Source organism: Streptomyces sp. NPDC057424 (assembly GCF_042803315.1).
GTDB lineage: Bacteria > Actinomycetota > Actinomycetes > Streptomycetales > Streptomycetaceae > Streptomyces.
The window spans coordinates 12052-27680 of record NZ_JBHVCP010000051.1 but is presented as its reverse complement, the minus strand read 5'-3'; the positions used below and the strand labels follow the sequence as shown (position 1 = coordinate 27680).

Here is a 15629-nt window from a genome sequence, read left to right as displayed (position 1 = left end):
GCGGCGAGAGCGGGCGCTTCACCCGATGGGGACAGCCGACTCGGCCGCTGTGGACCCTGGCCGTGCGGGGTTCGCCGTGGGCACGGCGTCCGGCAGCTTCTCCAGCTCCTGCACGGTGCTGACGTCCTGCTGCTCACCCGGTGTGCCTGCCGTGGTGGACAGCAGGGACCAGGCCCCGACGGCCACACCGATCGCGGCGACCGTGGCGATCACGCGGCCGATGCGCCGGAGTCTGGCGGGGCCGTCGAGGTCCCGCCAGGGCGGCGGCGGGCCGTCCTGCTGCCAGAGGTCACCCACCGCGTCAGCGGGTGCGTCGTGCGGACCCGGACACCGCCGGTCCGTCCGGTCCGGGCCGAGGCGACGAGGGTGCCGGGAGGATGCCCGTTCCGCTGCGGAGGGTTCCCTGGGGGCGGACGCGTGGATGGCACGCTCGTTGTCCGCCAGGAACTTCAGCCAGACCTCCTCGGTGAGGGACGGAGTGGCGTCCGATCCGTCCGGCGTGCCTTCGCTGTCCGGCCCCGGGATGGTCACGTCCCATTCCCTCCTCGGAGGTCGCCTGGTAGGCGGCCGCGAAATCCTGTCAGGGGAGCCCGCCGACGGCCGTGGCGCCGCCCCCTGCCGCCTGACCATGCCGCTGCGTCACTCCCGGGCGCGGACGGCGACCGGCCGCCGGCTCGCCCCCGGTCCGATTATTGCACAGTGCAAAAAATCATCGGCAGTGGTTCGCGCCGGTCTCCGGCGGCAAGTCCCCCGGAGGCGGTGCGACCGGGCGTTCCGGTCCACCGTGGCGTCACGCGTACCCGCCTGAGGCCGGGCCCTCGGCCGTCCTCGGTCTCGGCGGCAATCGGACGGGCGAAGGGGCGGCCCCCAGCCTCCTGAGTGCGACCGGTGACCCTGCCGACCGGCACAGCGGCAGGACCCGCTTGCTCGATCGGGCAAAGGGCACCGGACGAGAGTCTCCTCGCGGAGGCCACCTTTGCATAGTCTAAAGGCGGGGGAGGGGCGTCCGCGGAGCGGCGACTCTCGACAGCCGCAACACCGCAGGAGTTGACTCATGGCCGACCGCAAGCCGCTGCCGAGCTGGACACTGCTGTCCTGGACGCCGGTCTTGGTGATGGCCGTGGTGGCGGTGACGGACATCGTTGCCGGGCCCGGTGTCGGGTTCCTGCCCCTGGTGTCTCTCGGCCCGGCCTTCGCAGGGCTGGTCGGCGGGTGGCGCCGTACGGTGGCGTTCGGTCTCGCGGCCCTCGTGCTGTGCGTCGGGCTCGGGCTGTACGACGGCCTGTTCGACGGACGCCGGGGCTACACCGCGCTGGCCTCCGTGGCGGGGGTGACCGGGGTGGGTGTCGCGGCGGCGGTGATGCGCTCGCACCGGGAGCACGAGCTGGCCAGTGTGCGGTCGATCGCGGAGGTCGCCCAGCGGGTGCTGTTGCGGCCCGTGCCGCTCACCGCGGGGCCGCTTCAAGTGGCCGTGTCGTACACCTCCGCAGTCGCCGAGGCGCGGATCGGCGGGGACCTGTACGAGGTGGTCGCCTCGCCCCACGGCATACGGGTCATCGTCGGAGACGTCCAGGGCAAGGGGCTGGCCGCGGTGGAGACGGCGGCTGTGGTCCTGGGCGCTTTCCGGGAGGCGGCGTACGACGAGCCCGACCTGTCGGGGCTCGGCGAACGCCTGGAGCGGAGCGTGGCCCGGGAGCTGGAAGGGGAGAAGTTCGTCACGGCGATTCTCGCCGAGATCGGCACAGCTCACGAGGCGGTCCTGCTCAGCTACGGGCATCCGGCCCCGATGGTCGTGCGCGGGGACGGCACCGTCGACTTCCCGCAGCCGCACTCCTTCGCGCTGCCGCTGGGCCTGGGGGTGCACGGGAGCGACAGCCCGAAGCCCTATCGAGTGGCCTTCGCCCCCGGTGACCAGCTTCTGCTGTACACCGACGGCGTCACCGAGGCGCGCGACGAAACCGGCCGCTTCTACCCGGTCGGTGAGCGGACGCACCTGCTGAAGGACGCCGATGCGCACCGCGCCCTGGAGACCCTGCGTGAGGACCTCGCCCAGCACTCCGCGGGGCCGCCCCATGACGACGCGGCGATGCTCCTGCTGCGCTACCACGGTCATGAAGGAGGAAAATCCGCTCCCCTCACGTGAGTGAGCAGGGTCTTGCGCACGGTAGAAAGGATGCATGCCGGAGCGTGAGACCCCCGTGGGGACGTTGGACGATGTGGACGTGGTCACCCGGTCGGTGCTGACCGCGTCCCGGCTGCTGGTGGCGGTCTCCGCGCGTTCCCTCGGCGCGGTGGAGGAACGGGTGACGCTGCCGCAGTTCAGGATGCTGGTGGTGCTGTCCACCCGCGGGGCCACCAAGCTCGTCACGCTCGCCGATCTGCTCCAGGTGGCACCGTCCACGGCGATGCGGATGGTCGACCGGCTGATCGCCGCCGGGCTCGCCGACCGGCAGGCCAACCCCGGCAATCGCCGCGAGACCCTGCTCCGGCTCACGGACGAGGGGCAGCGCACCGTCGCGGACGTCACCGCCCGCCGCCGCGCCGAGATCGCCGCGATCGTGGATCGGCTCACCCCGACCCAGCGACTGGCCCTCATCGAGGCGCTGGCTGCCTTCAACGAGGCCGGGGGCGAGCCTCTGGCCCCGGCCCACGACGAGACGGAGCCGCACCCGCTGGGCTGGGCGGCGGACGTTCCGGCCGCCGGCGGCGCCTGAGGCACCCGAGCCCCCTCTTCTCCGCTCCCGACTGTTTTGCATAATGCAAGGGAACGGTGAGGGGGCAGGGCACGCTGCCGGATCCCGGCAAGACGGACCGTGCGTGGCCGTCCGGCCCCGGGCAGTGCGCAGCGCTCGCCCGGCGGACCAGGATCGCGGGCGTGGGGCGGGCACGAAAGGGGGTCCACGCAATGCGGCGAGAACGGCAGTCCGTGGTGGCGGCGGAGCCACGCCTCATGGCGCGTCTGCGCAGCACCGTGTGGGGGCCGGCCGAGTTCGTCGGGCCGCCGCCGTTCCGGCTGACCGTGAAGGGCCTCCTGGCCGGGTGTCTGGCGGCGGGTGCGATCGTCGGCAGCGCGGTCGTCGGCGCCTGGTACGGAATCACCGGGCTGGCCGCCGGCGAGGGCGGTCTGGTCTGCGCCGCCCTGCTCGTTCTGTACCTGTGCGGTCTGCGGGCGGGGCGCGCACTGGTCGGAATCGTCGGGGTGCTCGCGGTCTGCCTGGCCCTTCAGACGCCCCAGGCCGCAGCGGGGATCGTACTGGCGGAACGGGGGCGTGTGGAGTCGGTGGTGGTGACCTCGGTCGAGGGTGGCTCCGCCGGCGCCCCGGGCCGCGGCCGCTACCTCTGCGAGGTGACCGACCGGGACGGCGTTCCCGTCGAGGTCCGTATCTGGCGGGGCTGTCGGCACAGCACCCGGCCTGGTGACGTGATCGCCGTCGTGTCCGACGTGAAGGGGCTGGTGCCGCCGCGCGGTGCGGAGGGAAGCGGATCCGCCCTGAACGCCTTGAGCGGGTTGAGCGGCTTCCTGGCCGCGCTCCTGCCCGCGTGCGTGGTCGCCGTCGTGCGTTCCTGCCGGCTCTCCGTTCCGGAAGCCGGGCCTCGGCCGACGCCTTGACGGCCGCGCCGGCGGTCGGACGGGCAGCGGGTGCCGGGCGTTTCCCGGCGTCACCGTCTCCAAACCACGCTCCCGTGCCTGTCCTGCCCGGCATTACTGGAGGTAGCGTGGAGGAGAAGGCCCCTGAAGGAGGGCGATTCAATGCCGTGGTTCGTATGGCTGCTCACCGCCGCGGCGCTGGGTGCCGCGGAGTTTCTCACCCTGACACTGGTCTTCGGTCTGCTGGCGGGCGCCGCCGTGGTCGCCGCCGTGGTCGCCGGCGTGGGCATCGGCCTTCTCGGCCAGCTCGTGGCCTTCGGAGTGGCAGCGGCAGCGGGTCTCGTCATCGTCCGTCCCGTCGCGCTGCGGCAGACGGCACGTCAACCCCTCACCCGCGAGGGCAGTGATGCCCTGATCGGCAAGCGGGCCGAGGTCATGCAGGAGGTCACCGCAACGCGCGGCCTGATCAAGCTCTCCGGCGAGGAGTGGTCCGCCCGTGCCCTCGACGAGAGCCTCGTGATCCCGGCGGGAGCGCTGGTGGATGTCATGGAGATCGAGGGCGCCACGGCCATCGTCTACCCCCGCGACCTCCTTCCGTGAACGGCTGAACACACAGCAACGGAGGCACTGTGGATCCAGTTGTCATCCTCATTCTCGTGGCGGCCCTCGTGGTGGTCTTCGTCGTGGCCTCCGCCGTGCGCATCGTGCCGCAGGCGCGCCGCTACAACATCGAACGGTTCGGCCGGTATCGCCGGACGCTGCAACCGGGGCTGAATCTGGTGCTGCCGGTGGCGGACCGCGTCAACACCAAACTCGACGTGCGCGAGCAGGTCTATTCGTCCGACCCCAGGCCGGTGATCACCGAGGACAACCTCGTGGTGAACATCGACACCGTGCTCTACTACCAGATCACCGACCCACGGGCGGCGGCCTACGAGGTCGCCGACTACCTGCACGCGATCGACCAGCTCACCGTGACCACGCTGCGCAACGTCATCGGCAGCATGGACCTGGAGGAGACGCTCACCTCGCGTGAGGAGATCAACTCCCGGCTCCGCGCCGTCCTCGACGACGCCACCGGCAAGTGGGGCATCCGCGTCAACCGCGTGGAGATCAAGGCCATCGATCCACCGCACACCATCAAGGAAGCGATGGAGAAGCAGATGCGGGCCGAGCGTGACAAGCGGGCGGCCATCCTGCACGCCGAAGGGGAACGGCAGGCCAAGATCCTCACCGCGGAAGGCACGAAGCAGAAGGACATCCTGGAGGCACAGGGCACACAACAAGCCACGATCCTGCGGGCGGACGGCGAGGCAAAGGCCGTGGAGCTCGTCTTCCAGGCCGTCCATCGCAACAACGCCGACCCGAAGGTCCTGGCCTACAAGTACCTGGAGACGCTCCCGCACTTGGCGAGCAGTGACAACAACACGTTCTGGGTGATCCCGGGGGAGCTGACCGAAGCGGTCCGGACCGTCACCAGGGCGTTCGGCGACCAGTCGACCGCGGGATCCCCCCAACCCGCGCACACCGAGGAGGCGGCCACCGCCGACGACCCCTCGCACGGAGGCCGGACTCCGGAACTCGACGCGGGCTCGACGGTCCCGCTCGCTGCCGCGACGGCCGCTGACGAGGCCGAGAAGCAGGCTGCCGCCGCGGTGAGCGACGCCAAGGCGGAGGCCGCGGCCGCGATGTCGTCCCAGGCGCCGCGCAGGGAGCAGACGTCCGGCGACTGAGTCGCGGTGGCAGACGCCGGCCGGAGTGGCGGCGGAGGAGACGCGGACACTCGTCGCGGTGGAGGACCGCCTCGGCGACGCTCGCCGCCTCGGCGGGTTCACCCCGGTCCGGCGGGGCGCCGGTGGAGGGCGGCCGGGGAGCGGGCTGCCGCGACGAGGTCAGGGCTCGGCGCGGTGACCGGCTTGCGGGAGTGGTTCACCGGCTGCGGCGGCGCCGCGGGCCGGACGGCGCCGACGGGGCGGCGCGTCGCGGCTGCCCCTCGGCCGGGTGTACGTACGCGTGATCACGCAGCGGGGCAGACGCAGGACGCGCGGCCGACGAGAGCGGGAAACCCCGGCAGCTCACGGCCTGAGTCACGGTCAGAACCTGTCCGCAAGCCCCGCTACCGTGCCTCGTATGACGAACACCAAGCGGAGCGTCACCGGCACGGCACCCCTGCTCGGCACGCGTGCCCTCAACCGCGCGACCCTGGACCGGCAGCTGCTCCTGCGCCCCGCCCGGCTCTCCGTCGCGGCGGCCGTCGCGCACCTGCTCGGGCTCCAGGCGCAGAACGTCAAGCCTCCGTACTACGCGCTCGCCGCCCGCCTCGACGGGTTCACCCCCGAGGCGCTGTCCCGGCTGATGGCGGACCGCGAGGTCGTCCGGATCGTCACGATGCGCTCCACCATCCACACCCACACCGCGGACGACTGCCTGACCCTGCGACCGCTGGTGCAGCCCGCCCGGGACCGTGAGCTCGTCACCTTCCGCAAGGGACTCGCCGGTGTCGACCTGGACCGCCTCGCCGGGCTCGCCCGCGACCTCGTCGAGACCGAGCCCCGCACCATGAGGCACCTGCGTGAGGCCCTGCTCCAGGAGTGGCCCGACGCCGATCCGCAGGCCCTGGCCGTCGCGGCCCGCTGCCGACTCCCGCTGGTGCAGGTGACGCCGCGCGGACTGTGGGGGCGGAGCGGGCAGGTCAGTCTCACGACCGCCGAGCACTGGCTCGGCCGGCCCGCGGAACCGGCCCCCACGCCCGACGCGGTCGTCCTGCGCTACCTCGCCGCCTTCGGCCCGGCCTCCGTGCGGGACATGCAGGCCTGGGCCGGAATGACCCGCCTGCGGGACGCCTTCGAACGCCTCCGCCCGCAGCTCGTGACCTTCCGGGACGCAAGCGGCGTCGAACTCTTCGACCTGCCGGACGCCTCCCGCCCCGACCCGGACACCCCGGCGCCGCCGCGCTTCCTCCCCGAGTTCGACAACCTGCTGCTCTCGCACGCCGACCGCAGCCGCGTCATCCCGCCCGGGCACCGGGGCCGTTCGTGGAAGGGGAACATGGCCTACCGCACGCTCCTTGTCGACGGCTTCCTCGCGGGGCTGTGGCGGCTGGAGGAGGACGCACTCGTGATCGAGCCCTTCGACCGCCTCACCCGGGCCCAGCGGGACGAGGTCACCACCGAGGCGGAGCGGATGCTGCGCGTCATGCACCCGGAGTCGTCCTACGGCATCCGCTTCGGTGCCGTACGGACGTGAGGAGCCGCCCCACGACATGGAGAGGGGGCGCTGCGGGCCGCTCGTGGAGGCCCGCAACGCCCCCTGGCATTTCACCTGAGGGGTACTCAGGAGCTATCGGCTGATCACGAGTTGACCTGCGTCGTGACCAGGTTGGAGAAGGTGGTCAGCCGGGTGTAGACACCCGGGAAACCGGCCTGGGCGCAGCCTTCGCCCCAGGAAGTGATGCCTGCCAGGACGCCCCCGATGAGCAGGGGACCGCCGCTGTCGCCCTGGCAGGTGTCCACGCCGCCGGAGGTCTTTCCGGCGCACACCATGTCGCTCTTCACGAAGTCGGAGCCGTAGGAGCTCGCGCAACTGGAGTCGGACACGGTCGGTACGGTCGCGGTGCGCAGCTGGTTGGAGGCGCTGCCGTTCTCCGAGGTGTCGCCCCAGCCGAGGATGCGGGCGGTGGCGCCGGCCGCGTACACCGAGGTCTGGGAGGAGGAGACGTACTTCGCCGGGGTGTACGGCATCGACGTCGACAGCGTCAGCACGGCCACGTCGTCGCCGTTGGAGACGTCGGTGTAGCTCGGGTGGATCCATATCCCGCTGACTCTGCTGACCGTGCCGTTGGTGCCGTTGAGATAGGTGCGGCCGCCGACCACCCGCACGCTGCTGGTGGTCTCACCGACCATGCAGTGCGCGGCGGTGACGACCTTCGTGGGCGAGACCAGTGTGCCGCCGCAGAACTGGGTCTGCGAGGCGTCCGTGATCTGCATGACGAACGGGTACGCGGATGCCGTGGTCGTGGTACCGCCGACGATCGGCTGGGGCGCGGCGACGGCCGTGGGGGCGGCGAGCAGCGCGGTCGCGGCGGCGGCAGCGGTCGCCGCGGCGACGGCGGCGGCCTTCTTGGCAGCGTTGAGCCCGAACATGGGTCTCCTTGGGGAGTTGCCGGTGGGGGGTCGCGCGGGTGGTCGTGCACGGGGACCCTGACGCCGTTGTTCGGATCTCCGTGTGTCCGGCGAGCGGCACGCCCCCAAGCTAGGCCCGGACGGGGAAGGCCCCCAATGAGGGAACCCCCTAAGGGAGTTGGGCAGGGAAAACCCTCGGTCGGGCCCCGTAAACCCAGGTGGGTCAGGTCGTGCGGCGGCCCGCGGCCAGCCGGACGATGTCCACCCGGGAGCGGATGCCGAGCTTGCGGTAGACCCGGGTGAGAGTCGCCTCGACGGTCTTGACGCTGATGAACAGGCGCGCCGCGATCTCCCGGTTGGTCGCGCCCTCCATCACCAGCGAGGCGACCTGACGCTCCATCGCGGCGAGGCCCTCCAGCGCGTCGAGGGCGACGGCCGGGGCTGCGGCGGCCGGCTCCACCGCCGCAGGGCCGGCCGTGGCGGCCGCGTCGACCTGCCGCAGCCACGGCAGCGCGCGGCAGCGCCGGAACAACCGGGCGGCCTCGTCGTACGACGCCGGTCCCGGCAGGGGCCTGGCGCCGGTGCGGGGCAGGGCGGTGGCCTGGGCGCGCAGGCGGGCCAGCGCGAAGGCGGCCCGGGCCTCCTCCAGACCGTAGCCGAGCCGGCCGAGCCGGTCCTGCACGGACGCCAACCGGACGACGGCGGCCTCGTGTTCGCCGCGTGCCGCCCGTACCAGCGCCTCCGCCCGGTCCAGCACGGCCAGTACGCTCTGCCGGCCCAGCCGCAGCGCGTGCGCCCGGGTCGTGTCGATGACGTCCTGGGCCTCGCCGGGCTCCCCGATGCGGACCAGGGCCTCGGCGAGGTCGCCGTGCCAGCGGCCGCGCCCGGGGTCGTTGATGCCGAGGCCCTGCTCCAGCTCGCGCACCCGGCGCAGCGAACGGACGGCGGCGGCGGGGTCGCCGGCCACCAACTGGGCGTAGCCCAGCGCCGCGAGGGCCCGGGACAGGTACATCTGGTCGCCGTCGACCTCGGCGTGGTCCGCCGCCTCCCGGGCGAGGGCCAGGGCCCGGTCGACGTCCCCGGCGGAGGCCTCCGCCAGGGAGGCGAGCATGGCCGAGGCACCCTCGCCGATCCCGGAGTCCCGGGCCAGCCGCAGGCTCTCGCGGGCCAGGTCCAGGGCCCGGCCGCAGTGCCCGGAGCGCAGTTCCGTGTCGGCGAGGAAGCGCAGGAAGTGCACCTCGCTCTCGACCATGCCGCGCCGGCGCACCTCGCGCAGCAGCGCGGTGATCGTCGCCCGCGCCTCGGGCAGCTGGTCGCTCATGATCAGCCAGCGGAACCGGGCCGACCCGGCGCCGTTGTGGTGGCAGGCCACGTAGGGGTCCTGGGGCTCCTTCAACGCCCGCTTCACCGTCATGGGGGCGTCCGGGTGGCCCATCAGGGTCTCGGTGGAGGCCTGGAAGGACAGCGCCATCAGCTCGGTGCGCCGGTCCCCGCCCCGGGCGGCCAGCTCCGCCGCGTGCGCGGCCTCCTGGCGGGCCTCGGCGAAGTCGCCCTCGACGACCAGGCCGCGCCAGGCCAGCTGGTAGTGGACCAGACCGAGGAGGCCCGGGTCGTCGCCCGCGTCGGCCAGGACCTGCGGGAAGACGGCGTCGACCTCGCCGAGGGCCTGCCCGGCCGCCTCGATGACCACCATCCACGCCCGGACCCGTTCGGCGGGCACGGTGGCACGCGTCAGTACGTCGCGGGCGATGTCCCGGGCGAGATCGGCCTCGCCGGCGGTGATCGCGTCCTCCGCGGCCTGCAGCCGCCGCTCGTCGGGGCCCGGGGTGCTGTCCCCCGGGGTGTGCCGGGCGGCGAGCAGGCCGAGCGAGGCGGCGACGGAGGGGGCCCCGCGGTCCCGGGCCAGCGCACCGGCCTCGGCGAGCCGGGTCGCCACGTCCGGGTCGGTGCCGGTGGTCGCCAGGGCCAGATGCCGGGCCCGCTCGATCGGGTCGGAGGCCGCCGTGGACAGCGCGGCGTGCACCGCCCGCCGCTCCTGCGCCGGGGCCTCCGCATAGAGCGCGGCGGAGATCAGGGGGTGCGCGAACCGCAGGGCCGGTGCCTCGGGGTCCGTGGCCAGCAGCCCCAGGGCAGCCGCCTGGGCCGTCTCGGCCTCGGCGTGCTCCCGGCCGGCCGCGTGCAGCAGCGCCAGCGTGGGACGGGCACCGGCACTGGCGACGAGGAGGGTGCGGCGCGCCTCGTCCGACAGCATCTCCAGCCGGCTCAGCACCAGGGCCCGCAGCGAGGTGGGCACCGGCAGCGGCTCGCCCGGGCGCGGACGTGCCGGGCTCTCGGCCAGGGCGCGGCCCAGTTCCAGCGCGAAGAGCGGGTTGCCGCCGCTGGTGCGGTGGATGTCGCGGATCGTGGAGCGGGACAGGGGTGTGTAGCCGCGGTGGTCGAGCAGCGCCGAGACGTGGGTACCGGTCAGCGGGCCCAGCCGGACGGCGAGCGTGTCGGGCGGGGACGCCGGCAGATGGCGGTCGTACTCCTGACCCTCGGTCCGCACGGCGCACAGCATCTGCACGGGTGTGTCGCCCAGTCGGCGGGCCGCGAAGCCGAGCAGTTCCGCACTGGCGGCATCCAGCCACTGGAGATCGTCGGCGACCACCAGCACCGGGCCCTTCGCGGCGAGGGCGCGCAGCGCCGACAGCACCGCCAGGCGCAGTGCGAGCCCGTCCCGCTGGAGCGTGGACTCGCCGCGGCCGGTGAGCGCCGACTCCAGGGCGGTGCGCTGGGCGCCGGGCAGCGCGTCGGACACGTCCTCCAGCACCAGCCCGAAGAGGTCGGCCAGCGCCAGGAAGGGCAGGTGGGATTCGGACTCGGTCGCCGAGCAGCGCAGCACCGTCCGCTCCGCACCGCCGTAATCCGCGGCCAGCGCCCGCAGGACCGTCGACTTTCCAATTCCGGCGGGGCCGTGGAGCAGCACACTGCCGCCTCGGCCGAGCTGTTCGCGGGCTGACGTGAACACATCATCCCGGCCGATGACCAGGTCGGGGCGGCTCCTGGGAGGCTCCTGGAAGTCCCGTCGCGCGGTCACGGCTCCCCTCCCTGTGTCGTGTCCTGGCCAATATTAGGCAACAGCTCTTTGAATTTCGGAGGGACGGCGTGGTGAGGCAAATTACAACGGGTGCGGGCGGGCGAATTCACCGGTCTCCCGAATGCGGCGGACCGCGAGGCCGGCACCCGGTCGGGAACCCCTCGGCAGCTCGAGTGAGCAAGCACAACAGAAAGCACCACAAACCTACGGCAACCAGCCCGCCCGGCGCGCGGCGACCACGGCTTCGCCACGGGTGCGGGCCCGCAGCTTCCGCATGGCCGACCGCAGGTACCCCTTGACGGTCTCCGGCGTCACGCCCAGCCGCTCCGCGGCGACCGCGTTCGTCGCCCCCTCCGCCACACACGCCAGCACGTCCACCTCGCGCGGCGCGAGCCGGACCCGGGGCGGGCCGGTGGACTCCGCCGTCAGCAGCGCACACGCGCCGAGCAGCTCCGCACGCAACTCCGGGTCCGTGATCCGCGGGGCCAGCGCCCGCAGCGCCGCGTGCGCCTCCCGCACCTGCTCCCACCCCGGGCCCGCTCCGGCCCCGGTGACGAGCGTGCGGGCCTCGTCCCGGACGACCAGCGCCCGCTCCACGTCCCGCGCCGCCTCGACGGCCGCGTCCAGCATCCGCCCGCCCAGCGGCAGGGCCGTACGCAGCGCCCCGTACAGCACCCCGCGCACCCGGTGCCGCACCACCACCGGCACGGCCAGCACCGAGCGCAGCCCCTCCACGGCCACCGGGGCGTCGTACTCGTGGCTGATCTGCCGCGACGCCGAGTAGTCGGTCACCACGCACGGCCGGGACAACGCCACCGTCTTGCCGCCAAGACCGGTGCCGGACGTCACCAGCAGCGAGCGCAGGGCGTGCGTCGCCGTGCCGCTCAGCTCGCTGATGCGCATCTGCTGCCCGGCCTCCGTCAGGCCGCCGAAGGCGACCGGAAGGCCGGTGCCCCGCCGCAGACGCAGCAGCGCATTCCGTACCTCGGCCGCGTCGGACGCGTCTGCCGTCACCTGATCGCCCCTTCACTACGGCTCCTGTGCGGGCGCACCCCCCGTTCGGGGGTAGTGAGACCTGCATCACGGATTACACGATGGCTCAGAGCCGCCCGGCAATGGTCCGGCACCCCAGGAGGACAGATGACATCGGCGACGGAGCTGTTCCGCGACGCGCGGGATTTCCTGCTGGAACACCGCGAGGACTACCCGACCGCCTACGAGGGCTTCCGCTGGCCCCGCCCCGAGTACTTCAACTGGGCGCTCGACTGGTTCGACGAGATCGCCGACGGCAACGCCCGCACCGCCCTGCACCTCGTCGAGGAGGACGGCCGCGAGACGCAGCTGTCCTTCGGGGAGATGTCCGTACGGTCGGCCCGGTTCGCCACCTGGCTGCGCGCCCGGGGCGTGCGCGCCGAGGACCGGATCCTCGTCATGCTCGGCAACCAGGCCGAACTGTGGATCACCGCCCTCGCCGCGATGAAGCTGCGCGCGGTCGTCATTCCGGCCACCCCGCTGCTCGGCCCCGCCGACCTGCGCGACCGCGTCGAGCGCGGCCGGGTCCGGCACGTCATCGTGCGCACGGAGGACACCGGCAAGTTCGCCGAGGTCCCCGGCGCCTACACGCGCATCGCCGCGGGCCCCTCCGGTGCCGTACCGGACGGCTGGCTGCCGCTGGACGACGCCTACGGCGCCTCCGCCGCCTTCACCCCCGACGGCCCGACCCGGGCGGACGACCCGCTGATGCTCTACTTCACCTCGGGCACCACCGCCCGGCCCAAGCTCGTGGAGCACACCCACACGTCGTACCCGATCGGCCATCTGTCGACCATGTACTGGATCGGCCTGAAACCCGGCGACGTACACCTGAACATCTCCTCACCCGGCTGGGCCAAGCACGCATGGTCCAATCTCTTCGCCCCGTGGAACGCCGAGGCGACCGTCTTCCTGCACAACTACACGCGTTTCGACGCCGTCCGTCTCATGACCGAGATGGACCGGGCGGGCGTCACCACCTTCTGCGCCCCGCCGACCGTGTGGCGGATGCTCATCCAGGCCGACCTGACGCAGCTGCGCACCCCGCCCCGCGAGGTCGTCGCGGCCGGCGAGCCGCTCAACCCGGAGGTCATCGAGCAGGTCCGCCGGGCCTGGAACCTCACCATCCGGGACGGTTTCGGCCAGACCGAGACGGCCGTCCAGGTCGCCAACACCCCCGGCCAGCCACTCAAGACGGGCTCGATGGGCCGGCCGAGCCCCGGCTACCGGGTCGAACTCCTCGACCCCGTCTCCGGCGCGCCGGGCGCGGCCGAGGGTGAGATCGCGCTCGACCTGTCGGGCCGCCCCGTCGGCCTGATGACCGGCTACCACGGCGACGCGGACCGCACGGCGGAGGCGATGGCCGGTGGCTATTACCGCACCGGGGACGTCGCCTCCAGGGACGACGAGGGGTACCTGACGTACATCGGGCGGAGCGACGACGTCTTCAAGGCCTCCGACTACAAGATCAGCCCGTTCGAGCTGGAGAGCGCGCTGCTGGAGCACGAGGCGGTCGCGGAGGCGGCGGTCGTCCCCGCCCCGGACGAGCTGCGGCTCGCCGTCCCCAAGGCGTACGTCGTGCTGGCCGAGGGCTGGGAGCCGGTCCGCGACACCGCCAAGGTCCTGTTCGAGCACTCCCGCGAGGTCCTGGCCCCCTACAAGCGCATCCGCCGTCTGGAGTTCGGCGACCTGCCCAAGACCGTCTCCGGCAAGATCCGCCGGATCGAGCTGCGCGAGGCCACGGCGGCCGGGTCGGACGCCGAGTACCGCGAGGAGGACTTCCGGTGAGCTCGTACAGCCACGGGACCGGCGAGGCGGCGCTGCTCGGCGACACCATCGGGGCCAACCTGGACCGGGCGGTGGCCACCTGGCCGGAGCGCGAGGCACTGGTGGACGTGCCGTCCGGACGGCGCTGGACGTACGCGGAGTTCGGCGCGGCGGTGGGCGAACTCGCCTCCGCCCTGCACGCCTCAGGCGTGGCCAAGGGCGACCGGGTGGGCGTCTGGGCGGTCAACTGCCCCGAGTGGGTGCTCGTCCAGTACGCCACCGCCCGCATCGGCGCGATCATGGTGAACATCAACCCGGCCTACCGCACCCACGAGGTGGAGTACGTCCTGAAGCAGGCGGGCGTGTCCCTGCTGTTCGCCTCGCTCAGCCACAAGACGAGCGACTACCGGGCGATGGCCGAGCACGTACGGGGCGGCTGCCGCGAGTTGCGGGAAGTGGTCTACTTCGGCGACCCGAGCTGGGAGTCGCTGCTGGGACGGGCGGCCCCCGGTGCGACGTACGACGACCTCTCCTGCGACGATCCGATCAACATCCAGTACACGTCGGGCACGACGGGCTTCCCGAAGGGCGCGACCCTCTCCCACCACAACATCCTCAACAACGGCTACTTCGTGGGTGAGCTGATCGCCTACTCGGAGCAGGACCGGATCTGCGTCCCGGTGCCCTTCTACCACTGCTTCGGCATGGTCATGGGCAACCTCGCCGCCACCTCGCACGGCGCCTGCGTGGTCATCCCCGCCCCCTCCTTCGACCCGAAGGCGACCCTGGACGCGGTCCAGCAGGAGCGCTGCACCTCGCTCTACGGCGTCCCGACGATGTTCATCGCGGAGCTGAACCTCCCCGACTTCGCCTCCTACGACCTCTCCTCCCTGCGCACCGGCATCATGGCGGGCTCGCCCTGCCCGGTGGAGGTGATGAAGCGGGTGGTCGCCGAGATGCACATGGCGGAGGTCTCCATCTGCTACGGCATGACCGAGACGTCCCCGGTGTCCCTCCAGACCCGGAGGGACGACGACCTGGAGCACCGCACCGGCACGGTCGGCCGGGTCCTGCCGCACATCGAGGTCAAGGTCGTCGACCCGGCGACGGGTGTGACCCGACCGCGCGGCACAGCAGGCGAGTTGTGCACCCGCGGCTACAGCGTGATGCTCGGCTACTGGAACGAACCGGAGAAGACCGCCGAGTCCGTCGACGCCGGCCGCTGGATGCACACCGGGGACCTCGCCGTGATGCGCGAGGACGGGTACGTCGAGATCGTCGGCCGCATCAAGGACATGATCATCCGGGGCGGGGAGAACATCTACCCCCGCGAGATCGAGGAGTTCCTCTACGGCCACCCGAAGATCCAGGACGTCCAGGTCGTCGGCGTCCCGCACGAGCGTTACGGCGAGGAGGTCCTGGCCTGCGTCATCGCCCGCGACCCGGACGACCCGCCGGCCCTGGAGGAACTCCGGTCCTTCTGCGAGGGGCAGTTGGCGCACTACAAGGTCCCGACCCGGGTGCGGATCCTCGACTCCTTCCCGATGACGGTGTCCGGGAAGGTGCGCAAGGTGGAGCTGCGGGAGAGGTTCTCCGGCGGGCAGAGGTAGAAGAGTTCGGGATCGCCTTCGTCCAGCCCGTGCACCAGGCCCGCCGGTTGCCAGCCCGCTGACAGAAGCAGTCGTTGCATGGGCTGGTTGGAGACGTTGGCCGAGGTGAACAGCTTGGGGGTGGCGCACTCGGCCTCGACGGCGCTGAGGAGCCGGGTGGCCACTCCTTGCCGGCGGGCGCCGGGTGCGACGGTCAGCAGGGTGAGGAAGCCCTGCTCGAAGAAGGTGTATTCCAGTACGGCGTAGCCGACGGGACCGGGGGCGGCCTCTGCCAGCGTGACGAGGCCCGCTGCGCACCAGCGCCGGATGCCCGCTCGTCGGGCCTGGTCGCCCCCGGCCGCGATCGGGTCCGTCCCGGCCAGTGCGGTCCAGTCCGCCGGGTCGGCTCGGCGCAGTGTGAGCGCGCCGGGGTCTGTGTCGCCCATGGGGCGCAT

The 15629-nt window shown here is 72.6% G+C and carries 13 protein-coding genes; 8 read left to right on the top strand and 5 right to left on the bottom strand.

Annotated features, from left to right (window positions below; all coding sequences use genetic code 11):
- Positions 1 to 18 precede the first annotated feature (18 nt).
- The gene (locus ACFU3E_RS30295; RefSeq protein WP_384165216.1) at positions 19 to 531 is read right to left on the bottom strand and encodes a hypothetical protein; all 513 of its coding nucleotides are present in this window, start codon (positions 529 to 531) and stop codon (positions 19 to 21) included.
- Between the two features lie 523 nt (positions 532 to 1054).
- Between ACFU3E_RS30295 and ACFU3E_RS30290 the strand changes: the two genes are divergently transcribed.
- The 6 genes from ACFU3E_RS30290 (at position 1055) to ACFU3E_RS30265 (ending at position 6835) form a co-directional block, all read left to right on the top strand.
- Entirely contained in the window at positions 1055 to 2143 is a 1089-nt protein-coding gene (locus ACFU3E_RS30290) for a PP2C family protein-serine/threonine phosphatase (RefSeq protein ID WP_384165213.1), read from the top strand.
- 34 nt (positions 2144 to 2177) lie between these two features.
- Positions 2178 to 2714, top strand: coding sequence for a MarR family winged helix-turn-helix transcriptional regulator (locus tag ACFU3E_RS30285; protein ID WP_384165210.1), 537 nt, complete (start codon positions 2178 to 2180; stop codon positions 2712 to 2714).
- A gap of 191 nt (positions 2715 to 2905) precedes the next feature.
- Positions 2906 to 3610, top strand: coding sequence for a hypothetical protein (locus ACFU3E_RS30280; RefSeq protein ID WP_384165207.1), 705 nt, complete (start codon positions 2906 to 2908; stop codon positions 3608 to 3610).
- A 141-nt stretch (positions 3611 to 3751) separates the two neighbouring features.
- Complete coding sequence (locus tag ACFU3E_RS30275) at positions 3752 to 4189, top strand: NfeD family protein (RefSeq protein WP_384165204.1); 438 nt, start codon at positions 3752 to 3754, stop codon at positions 4187 to 4189.
- A 29-nt stretch (positions 4190 to 4218) separates the two neighbouring features.
- The gene (locus ACFU3E_RS30270; protein ID WP_384165201.1) at positions 4219 to 5322 is read left to right on the top strand and encodes an SPFH domain-containing protein; all 1104 of its coding nucleotides are present in this window, start codon (positions 4219 to 4221) and stop codon (positions 5320 to 5322) included.
- A gap of 397 nt (positions 5323 to 5719) precedes the next feature.
- Positions 5720 to 6835, top strand: coding sequence for a winged helix DNA-binding domain-containing protein (locus tag ACFU3E_RS30265; protein WP_384165198.1), 1116 nt, complete (start codon positions 5720 to 5722; stop codon positions 6833 to 6835).
- 104 nt (positions 6836 to 6939) lie between these two features.
- Here the strand turns inward: ACFU3E_RS30265 and ACFU3E_RS30260 are convergent, their stop codons facing one another.
- The 3 genes from ACFU3E_RS30260 to ACFU3E_RS30250 form a co-directional block, all read right to left on the bottom strand.
- On the bottom strand, positions 6940 to 7731 hold the full coding sequence (locus tag ACFU3E_RS30260; RefSeq protein ID WP_384165195.1) for a S1 family peptidase: 792 nt from the start codon (positions 7729 to 7731) through the stop codon (positions 6940 to 6942).
- A 202-nt stretch (positions 7732 to 7933) separates the two neighbouring features.
- A complete protein-coding gene (locus ACFU3E_RS30255; protein ID WP_384165192.1) occupies positions 7934 to 10786 on the bottom strand; it encodes an ATP-binding protein in 2853 nt (950 codons plus the stop codon).
- A gap of 204 nt (positions 10787 to 10990) precedes the next feature.
- A complete protein-coding gene (locus ACFU3E_RS30250; protein WP_384165189.1) occupies positions 10991 to 11800 on the bottom strand; it encodes a response regulator transcription factor in 810 nt (269 codons plus the stop codon).
- Positions 11801 to 11926: 126 nt separating this feature from the next.
- On the opposite strand from ACFU3E_RS30250, the gene ACFU3E_RS30245 reads away from it, so the two are divergent.
- Positions 11927 to 13606, top strand: a complete 1680-nt coding sequence (locus ACFU3E_RS30245; protein WP_384165185.1) for an AMP-binding protein — start codon at positions 11927 to 11929, stop codon at positions 13604 to 13606.
- Entirely contained in the window at positions 13603 to 15195 is a 1593-nt protein-coding gene (locus ACFU3E_RS30240; RefSeq protein ID WP_384165182.1) for an AMP-binding protein, read from the top strand. Before ACFU3E_RS30245 ends, ACFU3E_RS30240 begins: the two co-directional genes overlap by 4 nt.
- Here ACFU3E_RS30240 and ACFU3E_RS30235 read toward each other — a convergent pair.
- Positions 15087 to 15620, bottom strand: a complete 534-nt coding sequence (locus tag ACFU3E_RS30235) for a GNAT family N-acetyltransferase (RefSeq protein WP_384165179.1) — start codon at positions 15618 to 15620, stop codon at positions 15087 to 15089. The two genes, ACFU3E_RS30240 and ACFU3E_RS30235, sit on opposite strands and share 109 nt — an antisense overlap.
- Positions 15621 to 15629: the final 9 nt, after the last annotated feature.